Origin of the sequence: Aminobacter carboxidus (assembly GCF_014863355.1) — a bacterium.
Lineage (GTDB): Bacteria > Pseudomonadota > Alphaproteobacteria > Rhizobiales > Rhizobiaceae > Aminobacter > Aminobacter carboxidus.
In genome coordinates, this window is record NZ_JACZEP010000001.1 from 856,251 (window position 1) to 879,260 (window position 23,010).

Annotated in this window: 20 protein-coding genes and 1 tRNA gene; 15 read left to right on the plus strand and 6 right to left on the minus strand. The window is 62.4% G+C overall.

Annotated elements, in window-relative coordinates; translation table 11 throughout:
- Window positions 1-459 precede the first annotated feature (459 nt).
- Genes IHE39_RS03960 through IHE39_RS03990 form a run of 7 tightly spaced genes read left to right on the plus strand, consistent with a single transcriptional unit; the run spans window position 460 to window position 8,657 of the window.
- Complete coding sequence (locus IHE39_RS03960) at window positions 460-2,019, plus strand: ABC transporter substrate-binding protein (protein WP_184768802.1); 1,560 nt, start codon at window positions 460-462, stop codon at window positions 2,017-2,019.
- Between the two features lie 60 nt (window positions 2,020-2,079).
- Window positions 2,080-3,048, plus strand: coding sequence for an ABC transporter permease (locus tag IHE39_RS03965; protein WP_184768803.1), 969 nt, complete (start codon window positions 2,080-2,082; stop codon window positions 3,046-3,048).
- A gap of 16 nt (window positions 3,049-3,064) precedes the next feature.
- The gene (locus IHE39_RS03970) at window positions 3,065-4,015 is read left to right on the plus strand and encodes an ABC transporter permease (RefSeq protein ID WP_192565579.1); all 951 of its coding nucleotides are present in this window, start codon (window positions 3,065-3,067) and stop codon (window positions 4,013-4,015) included.
- 5 nt (window positions 4,016-4,020) lie between these two features.
- On the plus strand, window positions 4,021-5,214 hold the full coding sequence (locus IHE39_RS03975; RefSeq protein ID WP_184768805.1) for an amidohydrolase family protein: 1,194 nt from the start codon (window positions 4,021-4,023) through the stop codon (window positions 5,212-5,214).
- Window positions 5,211-6,707 (plus strand): amidohydrolase family protein, encoded by a 1,497-nt coding sequence (locus tag IHE39_RS03980; RefSeq protein WP_192565580.1) that lies wholly within the window; start codon window positions 5,211-5,213, stop codon window positions 6,705-6,707. The genes IHE39_RS03975 and IHE39_RS03980 overlap by 4 nt, the downstream gene beginning before the upstream one ends.
- Complete coding sequence (locus IHE39_RS03985; RefSeq protein WP_184768807.1) at window positions 6,700-7,683, plus strand: ABC transporter ATP-binding protein; 984 nt, start codon at window positions 6,700-6,702, stop codon at window positions 7,681-7,683. The genes IHE39_RS03980 and IHE39_RS03985 overlap by 8 nt, the downstream gene beginning before the upstream one ends.
- The gene (locus tag IHE39_RS03990; protein WP_434781276.1) at window positions 7,680-8,657 is read left to right on the plus strand and encodes an ABC transporter ATP-binding protein; all 978 of its coding nucleotides are present in this window, start codon (window positions 7,680-7,682) and stop codon (window positions 8,655-8,657) included. Before IHE39_RS03985 ends, IHE39_RS03990 begins: the two co-directional genes overlap by 4 nt.
- A 19-nt stretch (window positions 8,658-8,676) precedes the next feature.
- On the opposite strand, the gene IHE39_RS03995 is transcribed toward IHE39_RS03990, so the two are convergent.
- Window positions 8,677-9,354 carry a GntR family transcriptional regulator gene (locus IHE39_RS03995; protein ID WP_184768808.1) on the minus strand — a complete coding sequence of 226 codons (678 nt, stop codon included), beginning with the start codon at window positions 9,352-9,354 and terminating at the stop codon, window positions 8,677-8,679.
- A gap of 137 nt (window positions 9,355-9,491) precedes the next feature.
- Between IHE39_RS03995 and IHE39_RS04000 the strand changes: the two genes are divergently transcribed.
- The gene (locus tag IHE39_RS04000) at window positions 9,492-10,127 is read left to right on the plus strand and encodes a flavin reductase family protein (protein ID WP_192565581.1); all 636 of its coding nucleotides are present in this window, start codon (window positions 9,492-9,494) and stop codon (window positions 10,125-10,127) included.
- An 11-nt stretch (window positions 10,128-10,138) separates the two neighbouring features.
- The gene (locus tag IHE39_RS04005; protein WP_192565582.1) at window positions 10,139-10,885 is read left to right on the plus strand and encodes an aspartate/glutamate racemase family protein; all 747 of its coding nucleotides are present in this window, start codon (window positions 10,139-10,141) and stop codon (window positions 10,883-10,885) included.
- Between the two features lie 88 nt (window positions 10,886-10,973).
- On the opposite strand, the gene IHE39_RS04010 is transcribed toward IHE39_RS04005, so the two are convergent.
- Window positions 10,974-12,446, minus strand: a complete 1,473-nt coding sequence (locus tag IHE39_RS04010) for an amidohydrolase family protein (RefSeq protein WP_192565583.1) — start codon at window positions 12,444-12,446, stop codon at window positions 10,974-10,976.
- Between the two features lie 195 nt (window positions 12,447-12,641).
- On the opposite strand from IHE39_RS04010, the gene IHE39_RS04015 reads away from it, so the two are divergent.
- From IHE39_RS04015 to IHE39_RS04030, 4 genes are all read left to right on the plus strand, one after another.
- Window positions 12,642-14,210 carry an ABC transporter substrate-binding protein gene (locus IHE39_RS04015; RefSeq protein ID WP_192565584.1) on the plus strand — a complete coding sequence of 523 codons (1,569 nt, stop codon included), beginning with the start codon at window positions 12,642-12,644 and terminating at the stop codon, window positions 14,208-14,210.
- Window positions 14,211-14,331: 121 nt separating this feature from the next.
- Window positions 14,332-15,810 carry an amidohydrolase family protein gene (locus tag IHE39_RS04020; RefSeq protein WP_192565585.1) on the plus strand — a complete coding sequence of 493 codons (1,479 nt, stop codon included), beginning with the start codon at window positions 14,332-14,334 and terminating at the stop codon, window positions 15,808-15,810.
- 406 nt (window positions 15,811-16,216) lie between these two features.
- Window positions 16,217-16,531, plus strand: a complete 315-nt coding sequence (locus IHE39_RS04025) for a hypothetical protein (protein WP_184768814.1) — start codon at window positions 16,217-16,219, stop codon at window positions 16,529-16,531.
- A 230-nt stretch (window positions 16,532-16,761) separates the two neighbouring features.
- Window positions 16,762-17,283, plus strand: a complete 522-nt coding sequence (locus tag IHE39_RS04030; RefSeq protein ID WP_192565586.1) for a hypothetical protein — start codon at window positions 16,762-16,764, stop codon at window positions 17,281-17,283.
- A 75-nt stretch (window positions 17,284-17,358) separates the two neighbouring features.
- Here IHE39_RS04030 and IHE39_RS04035 read toward each other — a convergent pair whose 3' ends face one another.
- The 3 genes from IHE39_RS04035 to IHE39_RS04045 all read right to left on the minus strand — a co-directional run bounded on the left by IHE39_RS04035 (window position 17,359) and on the right by IHE39_RS04045 (window position 19,152).
- Window positions 17,359-17,811 (minus strand): hypothetical protein, encoded by a 453-nt coding sequence (locus tag IHE39_RS04035; RefSeq protein WP_192565587.1) that lies wholly within the window; start codon window positions 17,809-17,811, stop codon window positions 17,359-17,361.
- 208 nt (window positions 17,812-18,019) lie between these two features.
- Window positions 18,020-18,093 (minus strand) — tRNA-Gln (locus IHE39_RS04040).
- Between the two features lie 114 nt (window positions 18,094-18,207).
- A complete protein-coding gene (locus IHE39_RS04045; protein ID WP_184768818.1) occupies window positions 18,208-19,152 on the minus strand; it encodes a lysylphosphatidylglycerol synthase transmembrane domain-containing protein in 945 nt (314 codons plus the stop codon).
- 234 nt (window positions 19,153-19,386) lie between these two features.
- On the opposite strand from IHE39_RS04045, the gene IHE39_RS04050 reads away from it, so the two are divergent.
- Together IHE39_RS04050 and IHE39_RS04055 are read left to right on the plus strand one after the other, a co-directional pair.
- Window positions 19,387-20,802: a Ppx/GppA phosphatase family protein gene (locus IHE39_RS04050; RefSeq protein WP_210327468.1), complete on the plus strand. Its 1,416-nt coding sequence runs from the start codon at window positions 19,387-19,389 to the stop codon at window positions 20,800-20,802.
- Complete coding sequence (locus IHE39_RS04055; RefSeq protein ID WP_192565589.1) at window positions 20,799-21,521, plus strand: RlmE family RNA methyltransferase; 723 nt, start codon at window positions 20,799-20,801, stop codon at window positions 21,519-21,521. The genes IHE39_RS04050 and IHE39_RS04055 overlap by 4 nt, the downstream gene beginning before the upstream one ends.
- On the opposite strand, the gene IHE39_RS04060 is transcribed toward IHE39_RS04055, so the two are convergent.
- Entirely contained in the window at window positions 21,516-22,925 is a 1,410-nt protein-coding gene (locus IHE39_RS04060; RefSeq protein ID WP_192565590.1) for an MFS transporter, read from the minus strand. The genes IHE39_RS04055 and IHE39_RS04060 overlap by 6 nt on opposite strands.
- Window positions 22,926-23,010: the final 85 nt, after the last annotated feature.

Below are 23,010 nucleotides of genomic sequence, written 5' to 3' on the forward strand. Positions count from 1 at the left end.
CAAGATATTGATCCTCGAATTGCTGCGGGCTGCGATACATCGCAGCCCAGTGGTGCTTGCTCAAGCGCCTTTCAGCCAAATTTTCCCACTCTCGCAACGTTCGCCGCCTGTGTGCCCCCTGGCACCCTTTGGGGCCAGACTGCATGCTGACAGGTTGCTGCCCCATAGTCAGGCCAGTTGCCGACGGACCTGGTCAATATGATCGTCCAGATATGTTGGCAAAAATGGACCACATTGTCGACAATATGGTTGACAAGGCAGGGGTGACTTCGTAGCTTTTGGGAAGCAGGCGCCAATGACAAAGAAGCAAGCGCCAGTCGACAACGCCTTGAGGTTCCGGCGCAGACAGCACTGCTGGTTGATACAGCGATCGGATTAAGGGCCTTCGTACACCGTCGCTTCACGTACAAGATCCCCGCCAAGGGGACTGGGGTAACAAAGAGAAATGGGAGAACTGACATGCTGAGGAAACTGACCCTCGCGGCCATCGTGGCTGCGGGTTTTTCGACGCCCGGCCTTGCGGAGACCCTCAAATGGGGTTCTTCGCGCGACATCTACTCGCTCGATCCCTATTCATATGGCGACAGCTACACGCTGTCTTTCCTCAACCACGTTTATGAAGGCCTTGTCCGCTACGACGCCAATCTGGAGATCGAGCCGGCGCTGGCGACGTCCTGGGAGACCGTGTCAGACACGGTCTGGCGATTTCATCTGCGCGAAGGCGTAAAATTCCACAACGGCGCGGATTTCACCGCGGATGACGTGATCGCTTCGCTTACCCGCGTCAGCGATCCGGTTTCGCCGCTGCGAGGCAACCTCCCGGCCTACAAGGGCGCCAAGAAGGTCGACGATCACACTGTCGACATCGAGCTGGTCGGCCCCTATCCGCTGCTGCTCAACGACCTGACGAACATTCACGTCTTCGACCTGACCTGGCTGACCGACAACAAGTCGCTGAAGCCGACCGATGTCGGCGCCAAGGTCGAGGGATATGCAACCTACAACGCCAACGGAACCGGCGCCTTCAAGGTGGAAAGCCGGGTTCCAGACAGCAAGACCGTTCTGGTGAAAAACCCCGGCTGGTGGGACGCATCGAAATCCAACATCGACCGCATCGAATTCACGCCGATCACCTCGGCGGCGACCCGCGTTGCAGCGCTCCTGTCCGGCGAGATCAACTTCACCGAAAACGCGCCGTCCCAGGACCTGCCGCGCCTCGTCGCGCAGCCGGATCTGAAGGTGATGGAGCGTACCGACCTGCGCACGATCATGGTCGGCTTCAACCGCAAGCCGAAGCTGGCGAATGGCGCCGACAACAAGTTCAACGACCTGCGCGTGCGCCAGGCCTTTGCCCACGCTCTGGACAGCGAACTGGTCCAGAAGCGCATCATGCGCGGCAAATCGCGGACTGCAGGCGCGATCATCGCACCTGAGATCCCAGGTTATGTCGAGGCATTGGATTCGGTGCTTCCCTTTGATCCGGATCTGTCCAAGAAGCTGCTGGCCGAAGCCGGCGCCAGCGATCTTCCGTTCACGCTGGTCTGCACCAATGACGCCTATGTAAACGAAGAGGAGCTGTGCCAGGGCCTGGTCAATATGCTGACCCGCGCTGGATTCAAGCCGCAGCTCGACATCGCCCCGGCCGCGGCGCAGACCCCCAAGCGCGCCGGTGGCCTGGCCGACGTCTATCTGATCGGCTGGGCGAACGAGCCGATGCTCGACAGCTATTCCATCCTGCTGCAGATGATAAAGACGAAGACCGACAAGGCCGGCGTCTTCAACTGGGGTGGCTGGACCTACCCGGAGATCGACAAGCTCATCGAGCAGGCGTCGACAGAGATGGACAGGACGAAGCGTCTCGAGCTGCAGACCAAGGCGCTGCAGATGGCGAAAGACGACCTCATCATGCTGCCACTGCACCAGCAGCCAATGGCCTGGGTCATGAGCAACAAGATCGATGGGATCACGCAGCTTGCCGACAACAAGCCGCGCCACTGGCTGACACATTTCGCGCAGTAAACATCCACATGGAGCCGGCGCGGCAGGCGCTCCGGCTCCATCCACCCTGCGAGGCTCCACATGCTGGTCTTCACAATAAGCCGCATCGCCAACGCCATCATGGTCATGCTCGCCGTGGCCATGCTCGCATTCGTGATCTTCCGCCTTGCGGGCGATCCGGTCGAGCTGATGGTCAACGAGCAGATGACCCAGGAGGATCGCGACAACATACGCGAGCGGCTCGGTCTCAATGACGGCACCGCAACGCAGTTCGTGCGCTTCGTCACCAATGCCGCGCGGGGCGACTTCGGCATCTCCTACCGCAATGGCCAGGACGTTCTGACTCTGATCGGCGAGCGCTTTCCTGCAACGCTCGAGTTGGTTCTTGTGGCCACGCTGATTTCGCTGGTGGTCGGCCTGCCGCTCGGGGTGCTTACAGCCATCAAGCGAGGGCGATGGTATACCGAGTCGTTGCAGTTCCTGTCGATTATCGGCGTCTCGCTACCCAGCTTCGTCGTCGGAATCCTGCTTATCCTGGTCTTTTCGGTTGTACTTGGGATTGCCCCATCGTTCGGTCGGGGTGAGGTCATCCAGATCGGTTGGTGGTCGACGGGCTTGCTCACGCCCTCGGGCCGCGCGGCGCTGATCCTGCCCGCCGTGGCTCTTTCGCTCTACCAGATCACACTCATCATGCGCCTTGTCCGCGCCGAGATGCTGGAAGTGCTGCGTTCCGACTTTGTGAAGTTTGCGCGCGCCAGAGGCATTCCGCGCTGGCGCATCTATTTCCGCCACGCGCTGAGGAACTGCCTGATGCCGGTGGTGACGATGACGGCCATGAATGTCGGTTCGCTGATCGCCTTTGCCCTCATCACCGAGACTGTCTTCCAGTGGCCAGGCATGGGCATGCTGTTCATCCAGGCGGTTACCTTCCTCGATATCCCGGTGATGGCGGCCTACCTCTGCATCATCTCCTTTATTTTCGTCGCGCTGAACACGCTGGTCGACATCACCTACGCGGTGATCGATCCGCGCCTGCGCAACGCACGCTGACCACAAGGGCGTCTCGATGACGAGCGATACTTCAAAGCCGGGCGCGGCACAGCCCACCACCATGCTGCAGCGTGCGCGAGGCAGCGACGTCTGGTGGTCGTTCACGCACAGCAAATCGGCGATGATCGCCGCCACGGTTTTGGCCGTGCTGATCCTCACGGCGGTTTTTGCGCCGCTCATTGCGCCGCAGAACCCCTATGACGCAGCACAGCTCGACATGTGGAAGGCGGAGTTGCCGCCGGTCTGGCAGGAGGGCGGCGAGTGGCCCTATTTGCTTGGCACCGACACGCAAGGTCGCGACATGCTGTCGGCGATCCTTTACGGCACCCGTATATCGATCGTCATCGGCCTCGCCTCGGTTGCCCTGTCGCTGCTGATCGGCATGACGGCAGGTCTGGTCGCCGGCTTCTTCGGCGGCATGATCGAAAACGTCCTGATGCGCATCGGCGACATCACGCTGTCGATGCCAACGATCCTGATTGCCATTCTCGTTTCGACCGTGGTGCGGCAGCTGCTGCCAAGCGAGCTGCGCGAAATCGGGGCTTCGGCCGTGCTCATCCTCGCCATTTCGCTATCGGCGTGGGTGCAATATGCGCGCACGGTGCGTGCGCAGACCATCGTCGAGCGTAACAAGGAGTATGTTCAGGCGGCTCGGCTCCTGAAGGTGCCCGCCCGTCGCATCCTGGCGTACCATATCCTGCCCAACACGCTGACGCCGGTGCTGGTCGCCGCCACGTTGAATTTCGGCATGGCGATCCTCACCGAGGCGACGCTGTCATTCCTCGGCATTGGCATGCCGCCGGGACAGCCATCACTGGGAACCCTGATCCGCATCGGCAACCAGTTCCTGTTCTCAGGCTCGTGGTGGATCGTGCTCTTTCCAGTGATCCAGCTCTGCCTGCTCGTCGTCGTCGTCAATATCCTGGGTGACTGGCTGCGCGACGTTCTCAATCCGAAACTGAGGTAAGCGTGATGACCAACCTGTTGCTCCGCAACGTGCGCCCCCATGGCGGTGCGAACTCCGATCTGCTGATACGCGACGGGCGGATCGCCGGCATCGGCCGTTTCGAGGCGGACCCCGGCATGCCGGTCGAGGACGGCAAGGGTGCTATCGCCATTCCGGGCCTGATCGACGCGCATACCCATCTCGACAAGACCACCTGGGGCATGCCCTGGCACGAGAACAACCGCCGTGCAGTGCTGCGCGAGCGCATCGACTTCGAGCGCGAGAACCGCATCGAGATCGGCATCGACCCGCACCGCCAGTCGATGCGCCACGCGATCGGCCTTGCCGCTCACGGCGCGACGCATATCCGCAGCCATGTCGACATCGATCCGGTCCACAAGTTGGCTCTCGTCGACGGCATCATGGAGACTCGCGAGAAGCTGAAGGGCGTCATCGACATTGAGATCGTCGCCTTCCCGCAGTCGGGCTTGATGGTCATGCCGGGCACGCTGGAACTGCTCGACGAAGCGCTTAGCCAGGGCTGCGAGGTTCTCGGCGGCATCGACCCCTGCGGCATCGACCGCGATCCCAAGGGGCAGCTCGACGCCATCTTCGCGCTTGCGCTGAAGCACCAGAAGCCGATCGACATCCATCTGCACGAGGCGGGCGACCTCGGCGCCTTCACCATGGAACTGATGTTCGAGCGCATCCGCGCCAATGGCATGCAAGGCAAGGTCGCGATCAGCCACGCCTTCGCGCTCGGCATGAACGACTACCTCCGCGTCGGCCAGTTGATCGAACAGATCGCCGAACTCGACGTCGCGATCCTGACGACCGGTGCGCCGTCGGCGACTGTGCCGTCGATCATGCGCCTCAAGCAGGCCGGCGTGCGCGTCGGTGCCGGTTGCGACGGCATTCGTGACACCTGGGGGCCATGGGGCCAGCCCGACATGCTCGACCGCGCCAAGGTGGTTGGCATGAAGAACGGCCTGCGCTCGGACATCGAACTGGCCCACGTGCTGCACGTCGTTTCGCAAGGCGGGGCGGATGTTATGCGCATCGACGGTTACGGCCTCGCCGAAGGCTGCAATGCAGATCTCACGCTGCTGACGGGCGAGACGCTGGCCCATGCGGTCGTCGACGTCGCGCCACGTCCGCTGGTCATCAAAGGCGGCCGCGTTACCGCGCGCAACGGCCAGGCCACGGTGGAAATGCCATGACACGACAGGTTCTCGACACACTCGAACTCGGCAAGCGTCCCGACGGGCGGACGCTGATCACCGCAGCCTGGGTGCTCGGTCATCGCGATGGCGGGCATAGGCTGGTTCCAAACGGCCAGGTCGCCATCGAAGACGGCGAGGTGGTCTTTGTCGGCACTGACTTCACTGGGGAGGTCGCTCGCCGGATCGATTTCGGCAATGCGCTGGTCAGCCCCGGCTTCATCGATCTCGACGCGCTCTCGGATCTCGACACCACCATTCTCGGCATCGACCATCATCCCGGTTGGGCCAAGGGTCGGGTGTGGCCGCGTCACTATGTTGAGGCCGGGCCCTACGAGATGTACTCGCAGGAAGAACTGGCGTTCCAGAAGCGCTTTGCCTTTGGCCAGTTGCTGCTGAACGGCATCACCACGGCGGCGCCCATTGCCTCGCTGTTTTATCGCGAGTGGGGCGAAACGGTCGCCGAGTTTGATGCTGCGGCGGATGCGGCCGGGGACCTTGGCCTGCGCGTCTATCTCAGCCCGGCGTATCGCGCCGGCGGCATGGTGCTTGAGGCGCCGGGCCGGATGGAAGCTGTGTTCGACGAGAAGCGCGGTCTCGATGGCTTGCGCGATGCGGTCGACTATATCGGCCTTCAGACCGGTCGCCATGGCGACCTTGTGCGCGGCCTGCTGGTGCCGGATCGCGTCGAGACCTGCACGGAAGCGCTGCTGCGCCAGACGCAGGCCGCGGCCGACGAGCTCGGCTGCAAGATCCGCCTGCACATGGCGCAGGGCGCCATGGAGGTCGAAACCGTACGCAAGCTGCATGGCTCGACGGCTCCTGTTTGGCTGGCGCGCGCCGGCCTGCTCAGCGACAGGCTGATCGCGCCGCACGCCACCAACGCCACCGAGGAAGACCTCGGGCTCTATGCTCAGAACGGTGTGTCGATCGTTCATTGCCCGCTGGTCTCGGCCCGCGGCGGCAGCACACTCAACTCGTTCTCGAAATGCAAGGAGCGCGGCATCAACATCGCGATGGGCACTGATACGACGCCTGCCGACATGCTGATGAACCTGCTCGTTGGCCTCATCACCTGCCGCATCAACGATCAGGCCCCCGATCGCGTTCGCAGCGCCGACCTGTTCGATGCGGCAACGCTTGGCGGCGCCAAGGCACTCGGTCGCGACGACCTCGGGCGGCTTGCGCCGGGCGCACGCGCCGACATCGCAGTCTTCGGACTGGACGATGCGGTCATGGCCCCGTCGATCGATCCGATCACCACGCTGGTAACAGGCGGTTCGGGCAAGGTCACGCAGGCCGTGTTTGTCGACGGGCGCATGTCGATGCGCTTCGGCGAGGTCGCCGGCATCGACATGAAGGCCGCACGGCAACGCGCCCAGCGCCAGTTCGACGGCCTCATCGCAAAGTATCCCGAACGCAGCTGGGATAACCCACCTGTTTCGGAGATTTTTCCGCCAAGCTATCCGATCGAGGATAAACCCAATGGCTGAAGTCGACAAACCAGTACTCGATGTCCGCAATCTCAGGGTTGAGTTCCCGGGTCGCCGGGGCGTGGCCACCGCGCTTTCCGACGTAAGCCTGTCGATCCGGCCGGGCGAGATCCTCGGGGTCGTCGGCGAATCCGGCGCCGGCAAGTCGATGACCGGGCTGGCGATCCAGGGCCTGCTCGAACAGCCGGGTCGTATCGCCGAAGGCGAGATCTGGCTCGCCGATCGTCGCATCGACAATCTCGACGACCGCGCGATGGAGAAAATTCGTGGCCGCGAGATCGGCGCCATCTTTCAGGACCCGCTGACCTCGCTCAATCCGCTCTTCACAGTCGGCGCACAGCTGACCGAAACGATACGGCAGCACCTCACATTGAAGAAGGGGGAGGCGAGGGCACGGGCAATCTCGCTGCTGAAAGACGTCGGCATTCCGTCGCCCGAGGAACGCTTCGACCAGTATCCACATCAGTTCTCCGGCGGCATGCGCCAACGCGTGGTCATTGCCCTTGCACTCGCGGCCGCACCCAAGCTGATCATCGCCGACGAACCCACCACCGCCCTCGACGTCTCGATCCAGGCCCAGATCACGTCATTGCTGCGTCGCCTGTGCAAGGAGAAGCGGACCGCGGTCATGCTGGTCACGCACGACATGGGCGTCATTGCCGAGACTGCCGACCGGATTGCCGTGATGTATGCCGGTCGCCTTGTCGAGATCGGGCCCGTGGAGCAGGTGCTGAGCGCGCCCACGCATCCCTACACACGAGGGCTCATGGCTTCCATTCCAGAGCTTGGCGCACGCGTCAAGCACCTGAACCAGATCGATGGCTCGATGCCGCGGCTCGATGCCGTTCCGGCCGGCTGCGCATTCAATCCGCGCTGCAAGGAGGCCGGGCCGCGTTGCCTGCGAGAGCGGCCGGGCCTGTTGCCGGTGGGCGCCGGCGCCAGCGCCTGCTGGCTGAATGCGGGAGGAACAGCATGACCGCCATGACAGTACAGAAGACGCCGGCGCTCAGCGTCGACCGGCTCGTCAAGTCCTTCGACGTATCGGCGCCCTGGCTCAACCGGGTGGTCGAGCGCAAGCCGCGCCAGTATCTGCAGGCGGTCAGCGACATCAGCTTCGAGGTTCCACTGGGGGGCTGCCTCAGCCTTGTCGGCGAAAGCGGCTGCGGCAAGTCGACCGTCGCGCGCCTGGTAACCGGGCTCTACAGGGCTAATAGCGGCGAGATGCGCTTTGCGCTGGGCGCGGATGGCAAGCCGCTATCGGCCCAGATGATCTTCCAGGATCCTTACGCCTCGCTCAATCCGCGTTGGCGCGTGAAGAACATCATCGCCGAGCCGCTGCGCGAGTTGAAGCTGCGGAACTCCGCTGCCGAGATCAACGAGCGGGTGGTGGAGCTTCTGAAGACCGTCGGCCTGTCGGCTTCAGACGGCGACAAGTTCCCGCATGAGTTTTCCGGCGGGCAGCGGCAGCGAATCTCGATCGCGCGTGCCTTGGCAAGCGAGCCACGTTTCCTGGTGTGCGACGAGCCAACCTCGGCCCTGGATGTGTCGGTGCAGGCCCAGGTGCTCAATCTGATGCGGCGGTTGCAGGATGAATTCGGCCTGACCTATCTGTTCATCAGCCATGACATGAGCGTGGTCAGGCACATGTCCGATCGCATTGCTGTCATGTATCTCGGCCGCATCGTCGAGGAAGGCGACACCGAGGATCTGTTCGCCAAGCCGCGCCATCCCTATACGCAACTGCTGCTGGAGACGATCCCGAACGTCAAGCATCCGCACCGGGATCGCATCGTTGCCGGTGGAGAGGTGCCGAGCCCGCTCAAGCCTCCGTCAGGCTGCCCGTTCCATCCAAGATGCCCGATCGCTACCGCGCGCTGTTCGGCCGAACTGCCGCCGATACGCACGCTGGCAGGCGGAACGCGTGTCGCCTGCCACCTTGTGGCCGAGTGATGACAATGCCGGATGTAGGCTATGCCAGGGCGGCCTTGAGGTCGTGCGACATGTCGCGGACTTCCCTAAGGTCCAGCTCGGCCTCCACATGATCGAGATGATGTTGCATCAACCGCAAAGCCTTTTCGCCGTCGCCAGCGGAGATAGCCTCGACGATTTCGTCATGTTCGTCGGGCCCGCAGTTGAAGCGTGCTGTGTTGCGGTACACGGCGGTGATCAACGACGTGCGCGAGATCAGGTCGCGCATCATGCCGAAGAGGAAGTCCGAGCCGGAGAGCTCGGCGAGCAAGAGGTGGAAGCCGCCGGACAGTTTTATGATGTCGGTGGTCGCGTCATTCGCGTTCGCCACCCTCTCGCGGGCGACATGGCTGCGCAACCTGGAGACATCGGCCTTCGACGTCGACTTGCAGATGCGCTCGACGACGCAGCGCTCGACCGAGCGTCGCACGAAGAACACGTCGCGGGCCTCGTCGACGGAGGGCTGGCACACGTAAGCACCGCGATTTGGTATGATCGTCACAAGGCCTTCGCGCTCAAGCGCCGTCAGCGCCTGGCGAATGCGCGCGCGGCTGACGTCGAAGATTTCAGCGAGATGGCCTTCCTTGAGCTGGACGCCCGGACGGAGCCGGCGCTCGGCAATCGAAAGCCATACCTTTTCGACAATCTGCTGCGTCGAAACGCTTGCTTGTTCGGTCATGAAGCGATGCCTCCTACAAAGGCCGACATTCGTCATGGCCAACTAAAAGTCAACATTCCAATAAATTTTCCGAAACCAATTTTGCCGACAATTTAGTTTAAAATTGTGTACCAAATAGTTCGGAACTGAGAGGGCTTATGGAGTTCGATTTCACCAAGCTGGAGATGGACGGCCGCTATCGCCTGCTGACCAATTTCATTGGTCCGCGTCCGATCGCGCTCGTCACCACCCGCTCGGCCACCGGGCACAGCAACGCAGCACCCATGAGCTTCTTCAACGTGTTCTCGCATGAACCGCCGATCGTGGTTCTCGGTATCCAGCCGCGCCTTTCCGGCGAGGACAAGGACACCATGGTCAATATCAGGCGTACCGGCGAGTTCGTGGTCAACATGGTCGACATGGCGCTGTCTCAGCAGATGCTCGTCTGTGGCTTAGGCTTCGACAGCGATGTCGATGAGCTTGAGATGGCCGGGCTGCCCACCGCCAAGGGGGCACAGCTCGATGTCGAATACGTCACCAGTGCGCCGTGCGCCTTCGAATGTCGCGTTGAGCGGCTGATCGAGTACCCGCGTCGCGTGCTCGTGTTGGGCGAAGTGGTGCACATGCACGTCCGCCGCGATTGTCTCGACGAGGCCGGGCGCTACGTGAACCCTGAAGTTTATCAGCCGATCGCCCGACTTCATGCGGACAATTACATCACCTCCGACCGCCAGTTCGTGCTCAAGGCGCCGGCGATGGCGGATGTGCTCAAGGCAAACCAAAGCGGCGAGTAGGATCCAGCAAAGTGCATATCCGCCTGATCAATCCAAATTCGACCGCTTCCATGACCAACCAGGCGCTTGAAAGCGCGCTGCGCGTGGCAAGTGCGGGAACGCATGTCAGCGCCGTCAACCCGACCCGGACGCCTGTCAGCATCGAAGGCAGCGCCGACGAGGCTCTGGCCGTACCTGATATGCTGTCGGAAATCCGCAAGGGCGAGGAACAGGGCGTCGACGCCTATGTGATCGCCTGCTTCGACGATCCGGGCCTGCATGCTGCCCGCGAAGTCGCCAAGGGGCCGGTTATCGGCATCTGCCAGGCTGCCGTGCAGGTGGCCATGACAATCAGCCGGCGCTTTTCGGTGGTGACCACCTTGCCGCGATCGGTGCCGATCATCGAAGACATCGTCCAGGCCTATGGCGCGGGGCATCATTGCCGCGCCGTGCATGCCATCGACCTGCCGGTTCTTGGCCTTGAGGAAGACCCCGAGACGGCCGAGCGCCTGCTGATCGAGACGATCGAGCGCGCAAAGCTCTATGATCGTGCCGAGGCGATAATCCTCGGCTGCGCCGGCATGTCGAGCCTGTGCGACCGATTGGCCAAGGCAACGGGCGTGCCTGTCATCGACGGGGTGACCGCAGCCCTCAAGATCGCCGAAGCGCTTGTCGGCGCCGGTTACATAACGTCGAAAGTCAACGCTTATGATTTTCCGCGCCAGAAGGGGCCGGCGATCGCTGATGCCGACCTGCTGCTGAGGGCGGCGAACAGATGAAGCCGGAAAAGAAAAAGGGGCCGTTGGGCCCCTTTGCCTTGGTGCATGGTGGCGGCTTACTTCGGCAGGCCGCGATGGATGCGGGATTTTACATGGGCGGTGTCGGTGGCACCACAGGTTCCTCGAAGGTGCGATAGAGCTTGCCCCAGGCCGGGTCGTGCATATGCGCTTGCAGGCCGGCCCGGTCGACAAGAGCCTGCGCTTCCCGCTCGCCGAAATCGAGTGCCTGTTCGACATCCGTCGTCAGCACCTTGCCGCCTTCCATCAACACCTTGCCGTCGACGATGACGGTGTCCACGTCGCTGCCAAGCACCTGATGAACCAGCCGGTGAACGACCATCCAGTTGGGCGTCAGATGCGGCTGGCGCATGTTGATGATGGCGATGTCAGCCTTCTTGCCGATCTCGAGCGAGCCGATCTCGTGGTCCATGCCGAGCGCTCTCGCGGCGTCGATGGTGATCATCTCGAACATCTTGCCCGGCGGCAGCAGGTAGCGGTCGTGGTTGTGCAAGAGGTGTTGGGTGTATTGGGCAAGCCGCGCCATCTGGAACATGTCGAAGTGGCGGCTTGGCGAGACGCCGTCGGAGGTGACGGCCACCGGCACGCCCTTGGAAATCATGTCGAGGATCGGCGTCGAACGTCCGGGCGGTGCGTGAGTGACGAAGGTGCCGGTCTCGGCCAGGATATCGACTTCCTCATGCGAGATGCCCCAGCAGTGTTGTAAATGAACATCAGGGCCGAGGAGGGCGTTCTCCTTGTCCTGGAAGGCCATGCGGATCTGGCCGGCGAAGGCGTCGGAATGGATGCGCACGCCCCATTTGCGGGCCGTCTCGCGCACGCGGCGAGCCTGCATGCGGTCGTTGTCGGTGAGCTTGACCGCCCGGTCCGGCGTCGTCGTGTTGGAGGGATCAAGCGACGGCACGATGGTGAAAGGCGTCAGGAACACCTTGATGCGCCCTTCTGCATCGCCGTTCAGTTCCTGAATGGTTGCCTCCGCTCCCTCGATCATTTCTTCGAACGAGACGTTGCGCCGTTCCGGCTTGCCGCCCTCCCAGCGTGTCACCGGATGTGGCCAGGGCAACCCTGCCGGGCCGACGCAGATGATTTCCCTCAGCCCTATCTGGCCATAGGCCTTGGCATGGTTGCTGGCGAAGACCGGATCGTCGCTCCTCGGCATGGATGAGATGATGCTGACACCCGTCGTGACGCCGGCACGCAGGCGCTCGAGGCCGGAAACCAGTCCGTCCGCATACCAGTAGTCGCGGGTGGTGTAGTGGTAGTAGGTCGGCGTGACGATCTGCATCCACATGGAGTTGGTGTCCGCTGCGATACTGCGGATCAGCACGTGGCCGGCGTGGCCATGCGCGTCGATGAGGCCCGGAATGATCAGCTTGCCGCGGCAGTCGACGACCTTCTTGTCTTGATGTCGGGGCTCAAGTTCGCTCGCCAAACCAATGTCGACAATCTTGTCGCCCGATATGGCGACCGCGCCGTCCTCGATGATCCGCCGTTCGGCATCGACGGTGACGATGGTTCCATGGAGCAACAGCAGTTCGCTCATGCGATTTTGTCCATTCCAGTCAAGTGGTTGAGCCCAGATAGTGTCTTCCGAAGCGGTGAGCGTCCTGCGGCGGATAAGGACGCGCATACCAATTTTGCTACCGTTTTGGGTACTTTACGTCAACGATATTGTTGACAATGTCGTCGACCATCGTGATGGTGGAGATCGAGAAGCGACAGGATATGGGGAGGTAACATGTCTCGCTTGAAACGGATTATTCTTGGCGCGGTGGCGGCAGTCGCCCTGGCCGCACCGGCCAGCGCGGAAACCCTGCGTTGGGGCGGCCGAGCCGATATCTATTCGCTCGATCCCGACTCGATCGCGTCGACGTTCAACCTGTCGTTCCTCAACCATATCTATGAGGGACTGGTCCGCTACGATGCGAACTTCAAGATCGAGCCGGCGCTGGCGACCGAGTGGAAGCTCATCGACAACAAGGTCTGGCGCTTCACTTTGCGCAAGGGCGTCAAGTTCCATGACGGCGCGGACTTCACTGCCGACGACGTGATTGCCTCGCTCAATCGCGTTGCCGATCCGTCCTCGCCGCTGCGCGGCAACATCCCGCTCTACGTCAGCAGCAAGAAGGTCGACGACTACACCGTCGATGTCGAGGTCTCGGCTCCGACGTCGCTGTTCCTCAACGACATGACGAACATCTTCATGTTCAGCGGCAAATGGCTGAAGGCCAACAACACCGAAAAGCCGACTGCCGTCGACACGAAGACGGAAGGCTACGCAACCCACAACACCAACGGCACGGGGCCGTTCAAGCTCGAAAGCCGCGTGGCCGACAGCAAGACCGTGCTGCTCGTCAACGATCTGTGGTGGGACGAGAAGAAGCACAATCTCGACCGCATCGAATACATGCCAATCGCCTCGCCGGCGACCCGCGTCGCAGCGCTGCTGTCGGGCGAAGTGGACCTTGTCGATTCCGCGCCGATCCAGGATCTGCCGCGTCTCGAAAGCTCGCCGGGCCTGACGGTCCTGAAGAAGCAGGAGTTCCGCACGGTCTTCCTCGGCTTCAACCGCAAGGACAGGCTCGAGGATGGACGCCCCAATCCGTTCAACGACGTGCGTGTTCGTGAAGCCGTGGAAGCGGCGATCGACCGCGATCTGATCAATGCCAAGGTGATGCGCGGGCTTGCCCGTCCGTCCGGCTCGTTGATCGCGCCCGAGATTGCGGGTTATGCCAAGTCGCTCGACACCTACAGCAAGGCCGATCCGGAACGCGCCAAGAAGCTGCTCGCCGAGGCTGGCCAGGAAGGTCTCAAGTTCACCTATATGTGCTCCAACGACGAGAGCATCAACGAGGAGGACTTCTGCGCCGGCATCGCCAACATGCTGAAGCGCGCCGGCTTCGACGTCTCGATCGACATCGCGCCGCGGGCCATCCAGTCGCCGAAGCGCACGCAGGGCAAGGCCGATATGTTCAATCTGAGCTGGGCCAACGAGCCGACGCTCGACGCCTACTCGATCCTTGCCCAGGTGCTCTCCAGCAAGAACGACAAGGTCGGCGTGTCGAACTATGGCGGATGGTCGTATCCAGAGCTCGACAAGCTGGTTGCGCAGGCCGTGCAGGAACCTGACGTCGCCAAACGCCTGGCGCTGGAAGAAGCTGCCCTCAAGATCGCCAAGGACGACACGATCCTCGTTCCGCTGCACCAGCAGCCGATCGCCTGGGCGACGCAGGCCAAGGTCAAGAGCGTCGACTTCCGCTCGGACAACAAGCCACGCCATTGGCTGACGCAGATGGCCGGCGACTAAGCCCAGCCCAACGATAACTCCCAAGAAGACCTGGGCGCTTCATCCTGAAAGGTGAAGCGCCCTTTCTTTAACTGCGCCCGTCTGCCGGCCGGCGCGATGACTTCAGACGACTGGATTGGCGATGACACGTCCCAAAGAGCTGACCCTCGGCCAGCGGCCCGCCGGCCGTACGCTGATGACTGCCGACTGGCTGCTTGCCTATCACGGCGAGGGGCACTGCCTGGTGCCGCGCGGCGAACTGGTGATCGAGGGAGGCGAGGTCGTCTTCGCCGGCCGCCGCTTCGATGGCGAGGTTGCCAGGCGCATCGACTTCGGCGCAGCCCTGATCAGCCCCGGCCTGATCGATCTCGATGCGCTGTCGGACATCGACACCTATGTGCTCGTCACCGACAACCAGCCCGGATGGGCCAAGGGCCGTATCTGGCCGCGCTCCTATGTCGAGCGCGGGCCCTATGAGATGTATTCGCCCGAGGAGCTGGCCTTCCAGAAGAAGTTCGCCTTCGGCCTGTCGCTGCTGAACGGCGTCACCACGGCAGCGCCCATCGCCTCGCTCTATTATCGCGAATGGGGCGAGACGGTCGCCGAGTTCGACGCGGCCGCGGATGCCGCCGGCGATCTTGGCCTGCGTGTCTTCCTCAGTCCTGCCTATCGCTCGGGCGGCATGGTGCTTGAGGCGCCAGGCAAGATCGTGCCCGACTTCGACGAGGCGAGGGGCCTTGCCGGGCTCGACGATGCGATTGCCTTCATCGAGCGGCAGCACGGCCGGCATGGCGGGCTGGTCAATGGCATGCTGGCGCCCGACAGGGTCGAGACCTGCACGCTCGCGGTCCTGCAACGGACCATGGCGGCGGCACGCGACCTCGATTGCCGCGTGCGGTTGCATATGGCCCAGGGCAAGCTCGAGCTCGAAACCATGCAAACGCTCCACGGCGTGTCAGGTCCGCGCTGGATGGCCGATCATGGCCTGCTGAGCGAGCGGCTGATCACGCCGCACGGTACCCACGCCTCGGGCGACGACCTGGCCCTCTATGCCGAGAACGGCGTCTCCATCGCGCATTCGCCACTGGTGTCGGCGCGCATGGGCAGCATGCTGCACTCGTTTGCCGCGTGCAGGAAGCTCGGCATCAACATCGGCATGGCGACCGACACCTCGCCGCCTGACATGCTGATGAACCTGTTGATGGGCCTGGTTACCTGCCGCATCAGCGAAAAGGCGTCGGATGCCGTGCTGAGCAAGGACTTCTATGATGCAGCCACGCTTGGCGGCGCCAAGGCGCTGGGCCGCACCGACATCGGCCGGCTCGCCGCTGGCGCCAAGGCAGACATCTCGGTGTTCCGCCTCGACGACCCCCACATGACGCCGACAGTCGATCCGATCACCACTGTGGTAACAGGCGGTTCGGGCAAAGTCACACAGGCCGTGTTCGTCGACGGGCGGCTGTCAATGCTCGACGGCAAGCTCCCCGGCTTTGACATTCGTGCCGCACGCGCCCGCGCGCAGCGACAGTTCGAGGGCTTGATCGCCAAATATCCCGACAGGAGCTGGCAGCATCCGCCGGTGTCGGAGATATTCGCGCCGAGCTATCCCGTCTTGAGTTGAGTAGACGGCCGCCCTGGTCGGAAGCTGATTGCGCAACTGCCCAAAGGCGTTGATCGGGAAAGACCTCAAAAAGCAGCGAAATTACTACCTGTCGGGTCATCCCCCTGTCCTTGTCGGAAAAACCGACATGATCGACTGGACCGACGTATTGGTATGTGAGCAAAAGAAGCCGGATCGACATTTCCCCTTTTAGCGCGCCCCCCCCTCGTCGGGACACGGCGCACGACTGGCGGGGAGGCAACCTCCCCAGTTTTTCACAGGCCCGCCGACGACCATCGGCGGGTTTTTCTTGTCTATATTCTGGGACAGAGGCACAATCGGGCGTAGGCAGGGAATCTATTGATGCAAGTCGACTATCGCGCCACGGCTCGCTTACAGACCGGCGTCCGGCGGGACTGAAAAGGCGATGGGAGCGATCATTGGGCTTATGATCACCTGCTTTGCGGCTGTCGGTGTCTACAAGCTCTTCACGCAATCCGATTTCAGAAAGAGCCTGTTCGGAGAATTTGCAGCCTCACCGATAGAGACCACTTTCATCTTCGCCCTATGCGCCTGCATGTTGCTTTTCTTTTGGGGTGTTTTCATCCCGGCTCTCGGCACAATCAAGATACCGTTCATGGGCAAGCGCTACGAGCTATGGGCGGTCGCGGGCATCGCGTCGCTTGTCGGATTTGCGATCATGGTTTTCTATACTTGGCTAAAGACACCGCGTTCCAGATAGGGCAGTGCGCGAACCGTAGGGCATGGCATTGGCATTCGATGAAGATCGGCAGTTAAAAGCTATAGTTACCAGCGACGGGCTTTTCGATTGGGCACCTAAAGCGAGGCGAGAAGACCACTGGCAAGACGAAGACTTGAATTTGTCGGGTGACGATGAGGACTGGTGCTCGTGAGGAGGACCCCAGAACAGCCAATCGACAGACAGACTTGTCCCCAGAAGGAGAGGCATATTTGACCGATGGAGCCGGGCGCTTTCTTACTGATGCGCAAGGTCGCAGGCTTGTGATAGGTCGCCCCGTTGAGCGGTCCGCCGCCCGCGAAGCGCCGAGAGATTTCCATCAAGAGCTACTGGCAAAAGTTGAAAGCCTAGAGGCTTCGCTTCAAACGTATAGAGACAACCTTCCGCCACGAAGCCATAACAATCCACCGGAGCTTGTGGAGCCGGACCCGATTTCACCCGTCGAGATTCGTATGGTGGTGCAGGTGACCGTAGAGCTACGGACAGAAGCTGCACAGGCTCAGCCGGACCCAGTAAAACTTGAAGCGCAGGCCTCAAAGCTCAAAGCCGTGGCAGGTTCGATTCTCGCTTGGTTGGGACGCAAGGCTGATACCGCCGTTGATAGCGCAATTAAGTGGGCCATGCCCGTTGGAGCGGCTCGGGTGCTTGCCGGCCCGGATAAGGTCTATGCGAAGCTCTTGGCTGTAGCCGAGACTGTCTCGGCGTGGGCGCAGCATCTCTCAGCGGGAATGTGAAGCAGCTAAAAGCTAAACATGGACCATCCACCAAGCGCAAGTATCCTGCCAGCGTCACCTAAAACCCAAGCCGTATCAGAACAGCGCTTGAACGGCCTTGGCGAGCGCGACCCCGTTGAGCGGCTTCTCATCGCTCCATTGGAGCCCGCCTTCTGCCTTGTCCATCTGATAGATGATTTCCAAAAGAACCCGCTTCCGGTCGCCTTCCGATAGGGGAACGACTAGCGTGTTTCCTGCTTCATGTTGGGGACACACCAGCACGGCCCCGCCGATGGAGATGGACCCTGAATATAGTGCGGCTTCCTTCAGCACGTCGCACAGGTCTTTGTAGCGCGGATCATCGCGCTCAAGCGATTCAACAAGGTCTGCAGTTTGGTCGAACGCGGCGTGGACAACGTGCGGGGAGGAGTCCGTGATCTTTTCGGCAACGAACTGAAACGCGAGCCCCTGCGCGTCGGCCTTGTTCGCGGCGAAGATGATGAAATGCGTCTCGTCCTCAAGGCGCTTCTGAAGATCACCCTTCAGCAAATAGGTGCCCGATAGAAGCTTGATCCTGAAAGGTCTCAAAATAGCCCCTATGAAATCCCGCGAGTCGTCAGACGACTGCGACCAACGTAGGTTTGCGCGGACATGCATTCAAGAGCCGGTTAAGTCCACGTGGGGCATCCACGAATCTGTAACACTTAGCGTTTGCTAATGTTTTTTAAGTGCTTGAAAAATATATGAAAAAGAGGTGTGGCTGGGGAACCTGGATTCGAACCAGGACTAACGGAGTCAGAGTCCGTGGGTCTACCGTTAACCTATTCCCCAGCAAGGCCGATTTTTTGGTTCGGCCGCGACGCTGTCTCGACAACGCCGCCGGTGCGCGCCTTTTAGCCGCCGCCGGGAAATAGTCAACCCCATCGGCAACGGCAATTTCGGTTTTCAGCGCTCGTCGAGCTTGCCGCTGCGTCCGAATTGCGAATGCTCGAAGGCAAGGACCGCGGCAATGCCGAGGACGAGTGGAATGAGCAGATAAAACAAGCGGAAAACCAGCAGTGCGGCAAGCACGGTGGCCGGATCCATCTCCGGCAGGCCGGTGAGGAACACCACCTCGAGCACGCCCAGGCCGCCCGGCGCATGCGATGCCTGGGCGACCGCAAACGAGATCAGGAAGATGCCGAGGACGATCAGGTAGCCTGGATTGTTCTCAGTGGGCAGGGCGAAATAGATGATCGCCGCGGCAGCCAGGATCTCCAGCGGGCCGATGATCAGCTGGCGCGCGACGATGGGCAGGGACGGGTAGTAGAGGCGGAAGCTGCGGATGGCGAGCGGCTTGAGGTGCAGCCAGCTGCCGAAGATATAGGCGGCGACGGCGAGCAGCATGGCGATGCCCAGCGCGACCCACCAGCCTTCGTGGCTGCCTTCGGTGTAGCGGTCGAGCAGGCCTGGCTCGAGTAGAATCACCACGGCGCCGACAAAGACGCTCGACAGCACGAAGGTGAACCAGCAGATGCCGACCAGCACGCCCACATCCTGGCCGTTCAGCCCCTTGGTGGCATAGGCGCGGTAGCGGATGACGGCGCCCGAAAACACCGAGCCGCCGATATTGTGCGACAAGGCGTAGGTGGTGAACGAGCATACCGTGACGAAGAACCACGACACCCGTTTGCGCAGGTGCAAGAGCGCGATGTGGTCATAGCCGGCAAGGGCTGCGTAGGCGACGGCCGAGCTCAGCGCCGACAGGATCCAGCCATGTAGCGGGATGGCGGCAAGGCCGCTCCAGACGTCGTCGAGGGAGATTTCGCGCCACTCATTGTAGAGCAGCCAGGCGGAAACGGCGACGGCGCCAAATCCGATGACGGGCCAGATGAAGTCCTTGATTCTCATGCGGCAGCGCTTGCCCGCTCCTTTCGGTCTGGCGTTTCAGTACCTCGCGTTGTGGTTATGCGTCCGCTCGCACGACCGGCTGGGGTGCCAGCTTTGCCCCATCGAAGCCGGCTATTCAACCCGAGCCAAGGTTTTCTATAGGGAGGCCTGCCGCCCGGGACGCCGCGAGGCAAATTTCGACGCAGGCGGCCTTGGTGATCCGCGCGCGCGCTGATAGTCTGGTTTCAACACAAGATGAGATGCGCGTGCAGCGTCCGAAAGGTTCGCGCGGCGCCAGAAGGAAGTTGCAAGGTGAAGGACCGCGAGCCCGGCGCTGACGCGTCGGATGCGGGTGTCTCCGGGGATGGGCCGTCGCGTCATGGCGCCGGCCGATCTCAAAAGGGCCGTCAGGCCGCCGCACGACCGGCCAACGGTCACGGCCAAGGGGACGCTGCGCAACACAAGGCAAAGACCAGGAAAAGGCGTAAGCGCCGTCGCGGCCGCAAAGTTTTTGCGCGCGATGGCGCACAGCCCGTGGTTGACGGCGGACAGGCTGAAACAGCCCGCCCGCCAGCGTCGCTCAAGCCGAACATGCCCGCGGCAAGACCAGGTCCCGCGGCAATCCCAGAGCAGACCGAGCAGGTGCGTCGCGTTCCCATGTCGGAGCTGCCGGTTTTTGCCGCGCTTGACCTCGGCACCAACAATTGCCGGCTGCTGGTTGCCGTGCCTGGCCGGCCCGGACAATTCCGCGTCATCGATGCCTTTTCGCGCATCGTGCGGCTGGGCGAGGGGCTGTCTGCTTCCGGGCGGCTGGGCCAGCCGGCGATGGACCGCGCGGTCGAGGCGCTCAAGGTCTGCAGCGACAAGCTGCGCAACCGCAAGATCAAGAAGGCGCGCCTGATCGCCACCGAAGCCTGCCGCACGGCGGCAAACGGTGCCGAATTCATCGACCGCGTCGAGCGCGAAGCAGGTCTCAAGCTCGAGATCATTGACCGTCAGACCGAGGCGCGGCTTGCCGTATCCGGCTGTGGTTCGCTGGTCGAGCGCGATACCGACGGCGTGGTGTTGTTCGACATCGGCGGCGGCTCATCGGAGATCGCCCTGATCGACGTCTCCCGCCATCGTTCGCCTCGCCTGGCGAATCACATCGTGTCGTGGACGTCGCTTCCGGTTGGGGTTGTTTCGCTCGCCGAGCGTTTTGGTGGCCGCACGGTGACGCGCGAGATCTTTGCCGCGATGGTCGAGGACGTCGCGACGCGGCTGCGCTCGTTCGACGGGCGTGACCGTCTCGGTCATATCGTGTCGGGTCCGAAGTTCCATCTTTTGGGCACCTCGGGCACGGTGACCACGCTCGCCGGCGTGCATCTCGAACTCGACCGCTACGACCGCCGCCGTGTCGACGGTCTGTGGATGGACGGCTTGAGCGTCGATCGGATGGTCGAAAAGGTGCTCGGCTGGGATTTCCAGCAGCGCGTGGCCAATCCCTGCATCGGCGCCGACCGGGCCGACCTCGTTTTGGCCGGCTGCGCCATTCTCGAGGCCATTCGGGCCGTGTGGCCGTCGGAACGGCTGCGCGTCGCCGACAGGGGCTTGCGCGAAGGCATTTTGAGCGAATTGATGGCCGACGACGGCGTGTGGCGCCGCAACTGGCGGAACGGACAATTGAGATGACCAAGAAGCCGACAAAGCCGGGAGTTGCGGCAGGCGCGACCCGCGTGCTGCGCACCAAGATCAAGAAGAAGCACGGGCTCAAGGAATCATCGCGTCGCTGGCTCGAGCGCCACATGAACGATCCTTACGTCCAGCGCTCAAAGGCCGACGGCTACCGCTCGCGCGCCGCCTACAAGCTGATCGAGATCGACGACAAGCACCATCTGCTCAAGCCCGGCATGAAGGTCATCGATCTCGGGGCGGCGCCCGGCGGCTGGTGCCAGGTGGCGGCCGCCCGCACCAGCTCGACCGCCGAGAACCCGCATGTCCTTGGCATCGACTATCTTGAGATGGACGCGGTTCCGGGCGCGCCCGTGCTGCTGATGGATTTCCTCGACGACGATGCGCCGGCACGCTTGTCTGAGGCGCTTGGCGGCGCACCCGACCTGGTGTTGTCCGACATGGCGGCACCGACGACCGGGCATCGCCGCACTGACCACATTCGCACCATGCACCTGTGCGAGGTCGCCGCTGATTTCGCCATCTCGGTGCTCAAGCCAGGCGGCCATTTCCTCGCCAAGACGTTTCAGGGCGGCACCGAAGCCGATCTCTTGAACCTGCTCAAGAAGAATTTCCGCAGCGTCCATCACGTCAAGCCGCCAGCGTCGCGTGACGAATCGGCCGAGCTCTACCTGCTCGCCAAAGACTTCAAGGGCAAGGCCGAACCCGAAACCTCATAGTTGCTGCGGTTCGTCAGCGGGGTTGTGAGGCAGGCGATGACCGGAGATCGCCTTGCCGGCGTCCGGCGCCATGCGCGCATACATGAACGCCGGAACCAGCGCGATCATGCCAACCGTCAGGAAGGCGAAGGTGAAGCCTGCGCCGCCGATCGCCTGGCCTGTGGCCAGCGACCAGATTTCGAGCGCCCCGCCGCCGACGGCAACGCCCAGCGCCACCGAGGTTTGCTGCGCCACCGCCGAGATCGCGGTGGCCTGGCCGCTTTGTGCCGCCTCGATGTCGGCGAACACCAGCGCGTTCGACGAGGTGAAGAACAGCGAGCGCAGGAAGCCTGCCAGGAACAGTACCGCCAGCATCACCAGATATGGCGTCTGCGGTGTGAAAAACGCATTGGCAGCCATCAGGCCAGCCGACACCACTGATGCAATCATCAGCACGGAACGAAAGCCGACGGTCCGCAGGATCTTCGGCGCGACGAACTTCATCGACAGTGCGCCCGCGGCGGTGGCGAAGGTGATCATGCCCGACTGGAACGGCGACAGGCCGAAGCCGAGTTGGAACAGCAGCGGCAACAGGAAGGGGGATGCACCGACACCGACGCGAAACAGCGAGCCGCCGAAAATGGCGGTGCGGAAAACCGGATTGGCAAACAGCTTGAGTTCGAGCAGCGGGTAGGGCGCTGTGCGGGCGTGCCTGACATAGAGCAGGCCGGCGCCAAGGCCGATGGCGATGGTGATTGCGCCGATGATTGGCGGCAAGGCCGGCAAGCTGACAACGGACAGGCCGAAGACCACGCCCGACGCAGCGATCGCCGACAAGAAAAAGCCGGGCACGTCGATCGGTCGTGTCGCTTCAGGCGGTATCTCGGGCAGGAAGCGCCCGGACAGCCAGATGCCAAGCGCGCCGATCGGAATGTTGATCAGGAAGATCCAGTGCCAGGCAAAGAAGGTGGTGATGAAGCCGCCGACGGGCGGGCCGATCAACGGACCGACCAGCGCAGGTATCGTCAGCGTTGCCATTGCGGCGACAAGGCCGCTCTTTTCCGTCGTGCGCACCAGCACGAGGCGCGCCACCGGCGTCATCATCGATCCGCCCATGCCTTGCAGGAACCGCGCCAGCACGAATTCGCCGAGCGAGCCCGATATGGCGCAGGCGACCGAACCCAGCATGAACACGCCGATCGCTACGCGGAAGACCAGCTTGGCGCCGAAACGGTCGGCCATCCAGGCGCTGATCGGGATGAAGATGGCGAGCGAAACCAGATAGGCTGTCAGCGCCAGCTTGAGCGCGATGGGGCTCGTGCCGATGTCGGTGGCGATCGCCGGCAGCGATGTAGCGATGACCGTCGAGTCCATGTTCTCCATGAACAGGGCAACGGCAAGGATCAGCGGGGTGGTTCTGTTCACGCGGGGCAAGTCCGGGGGGCAGGAAGTCAGACGCAATGCGGTCTCTGGTTGGGCCGCAATCGAGGGTTATCACGGATGCCGAGGC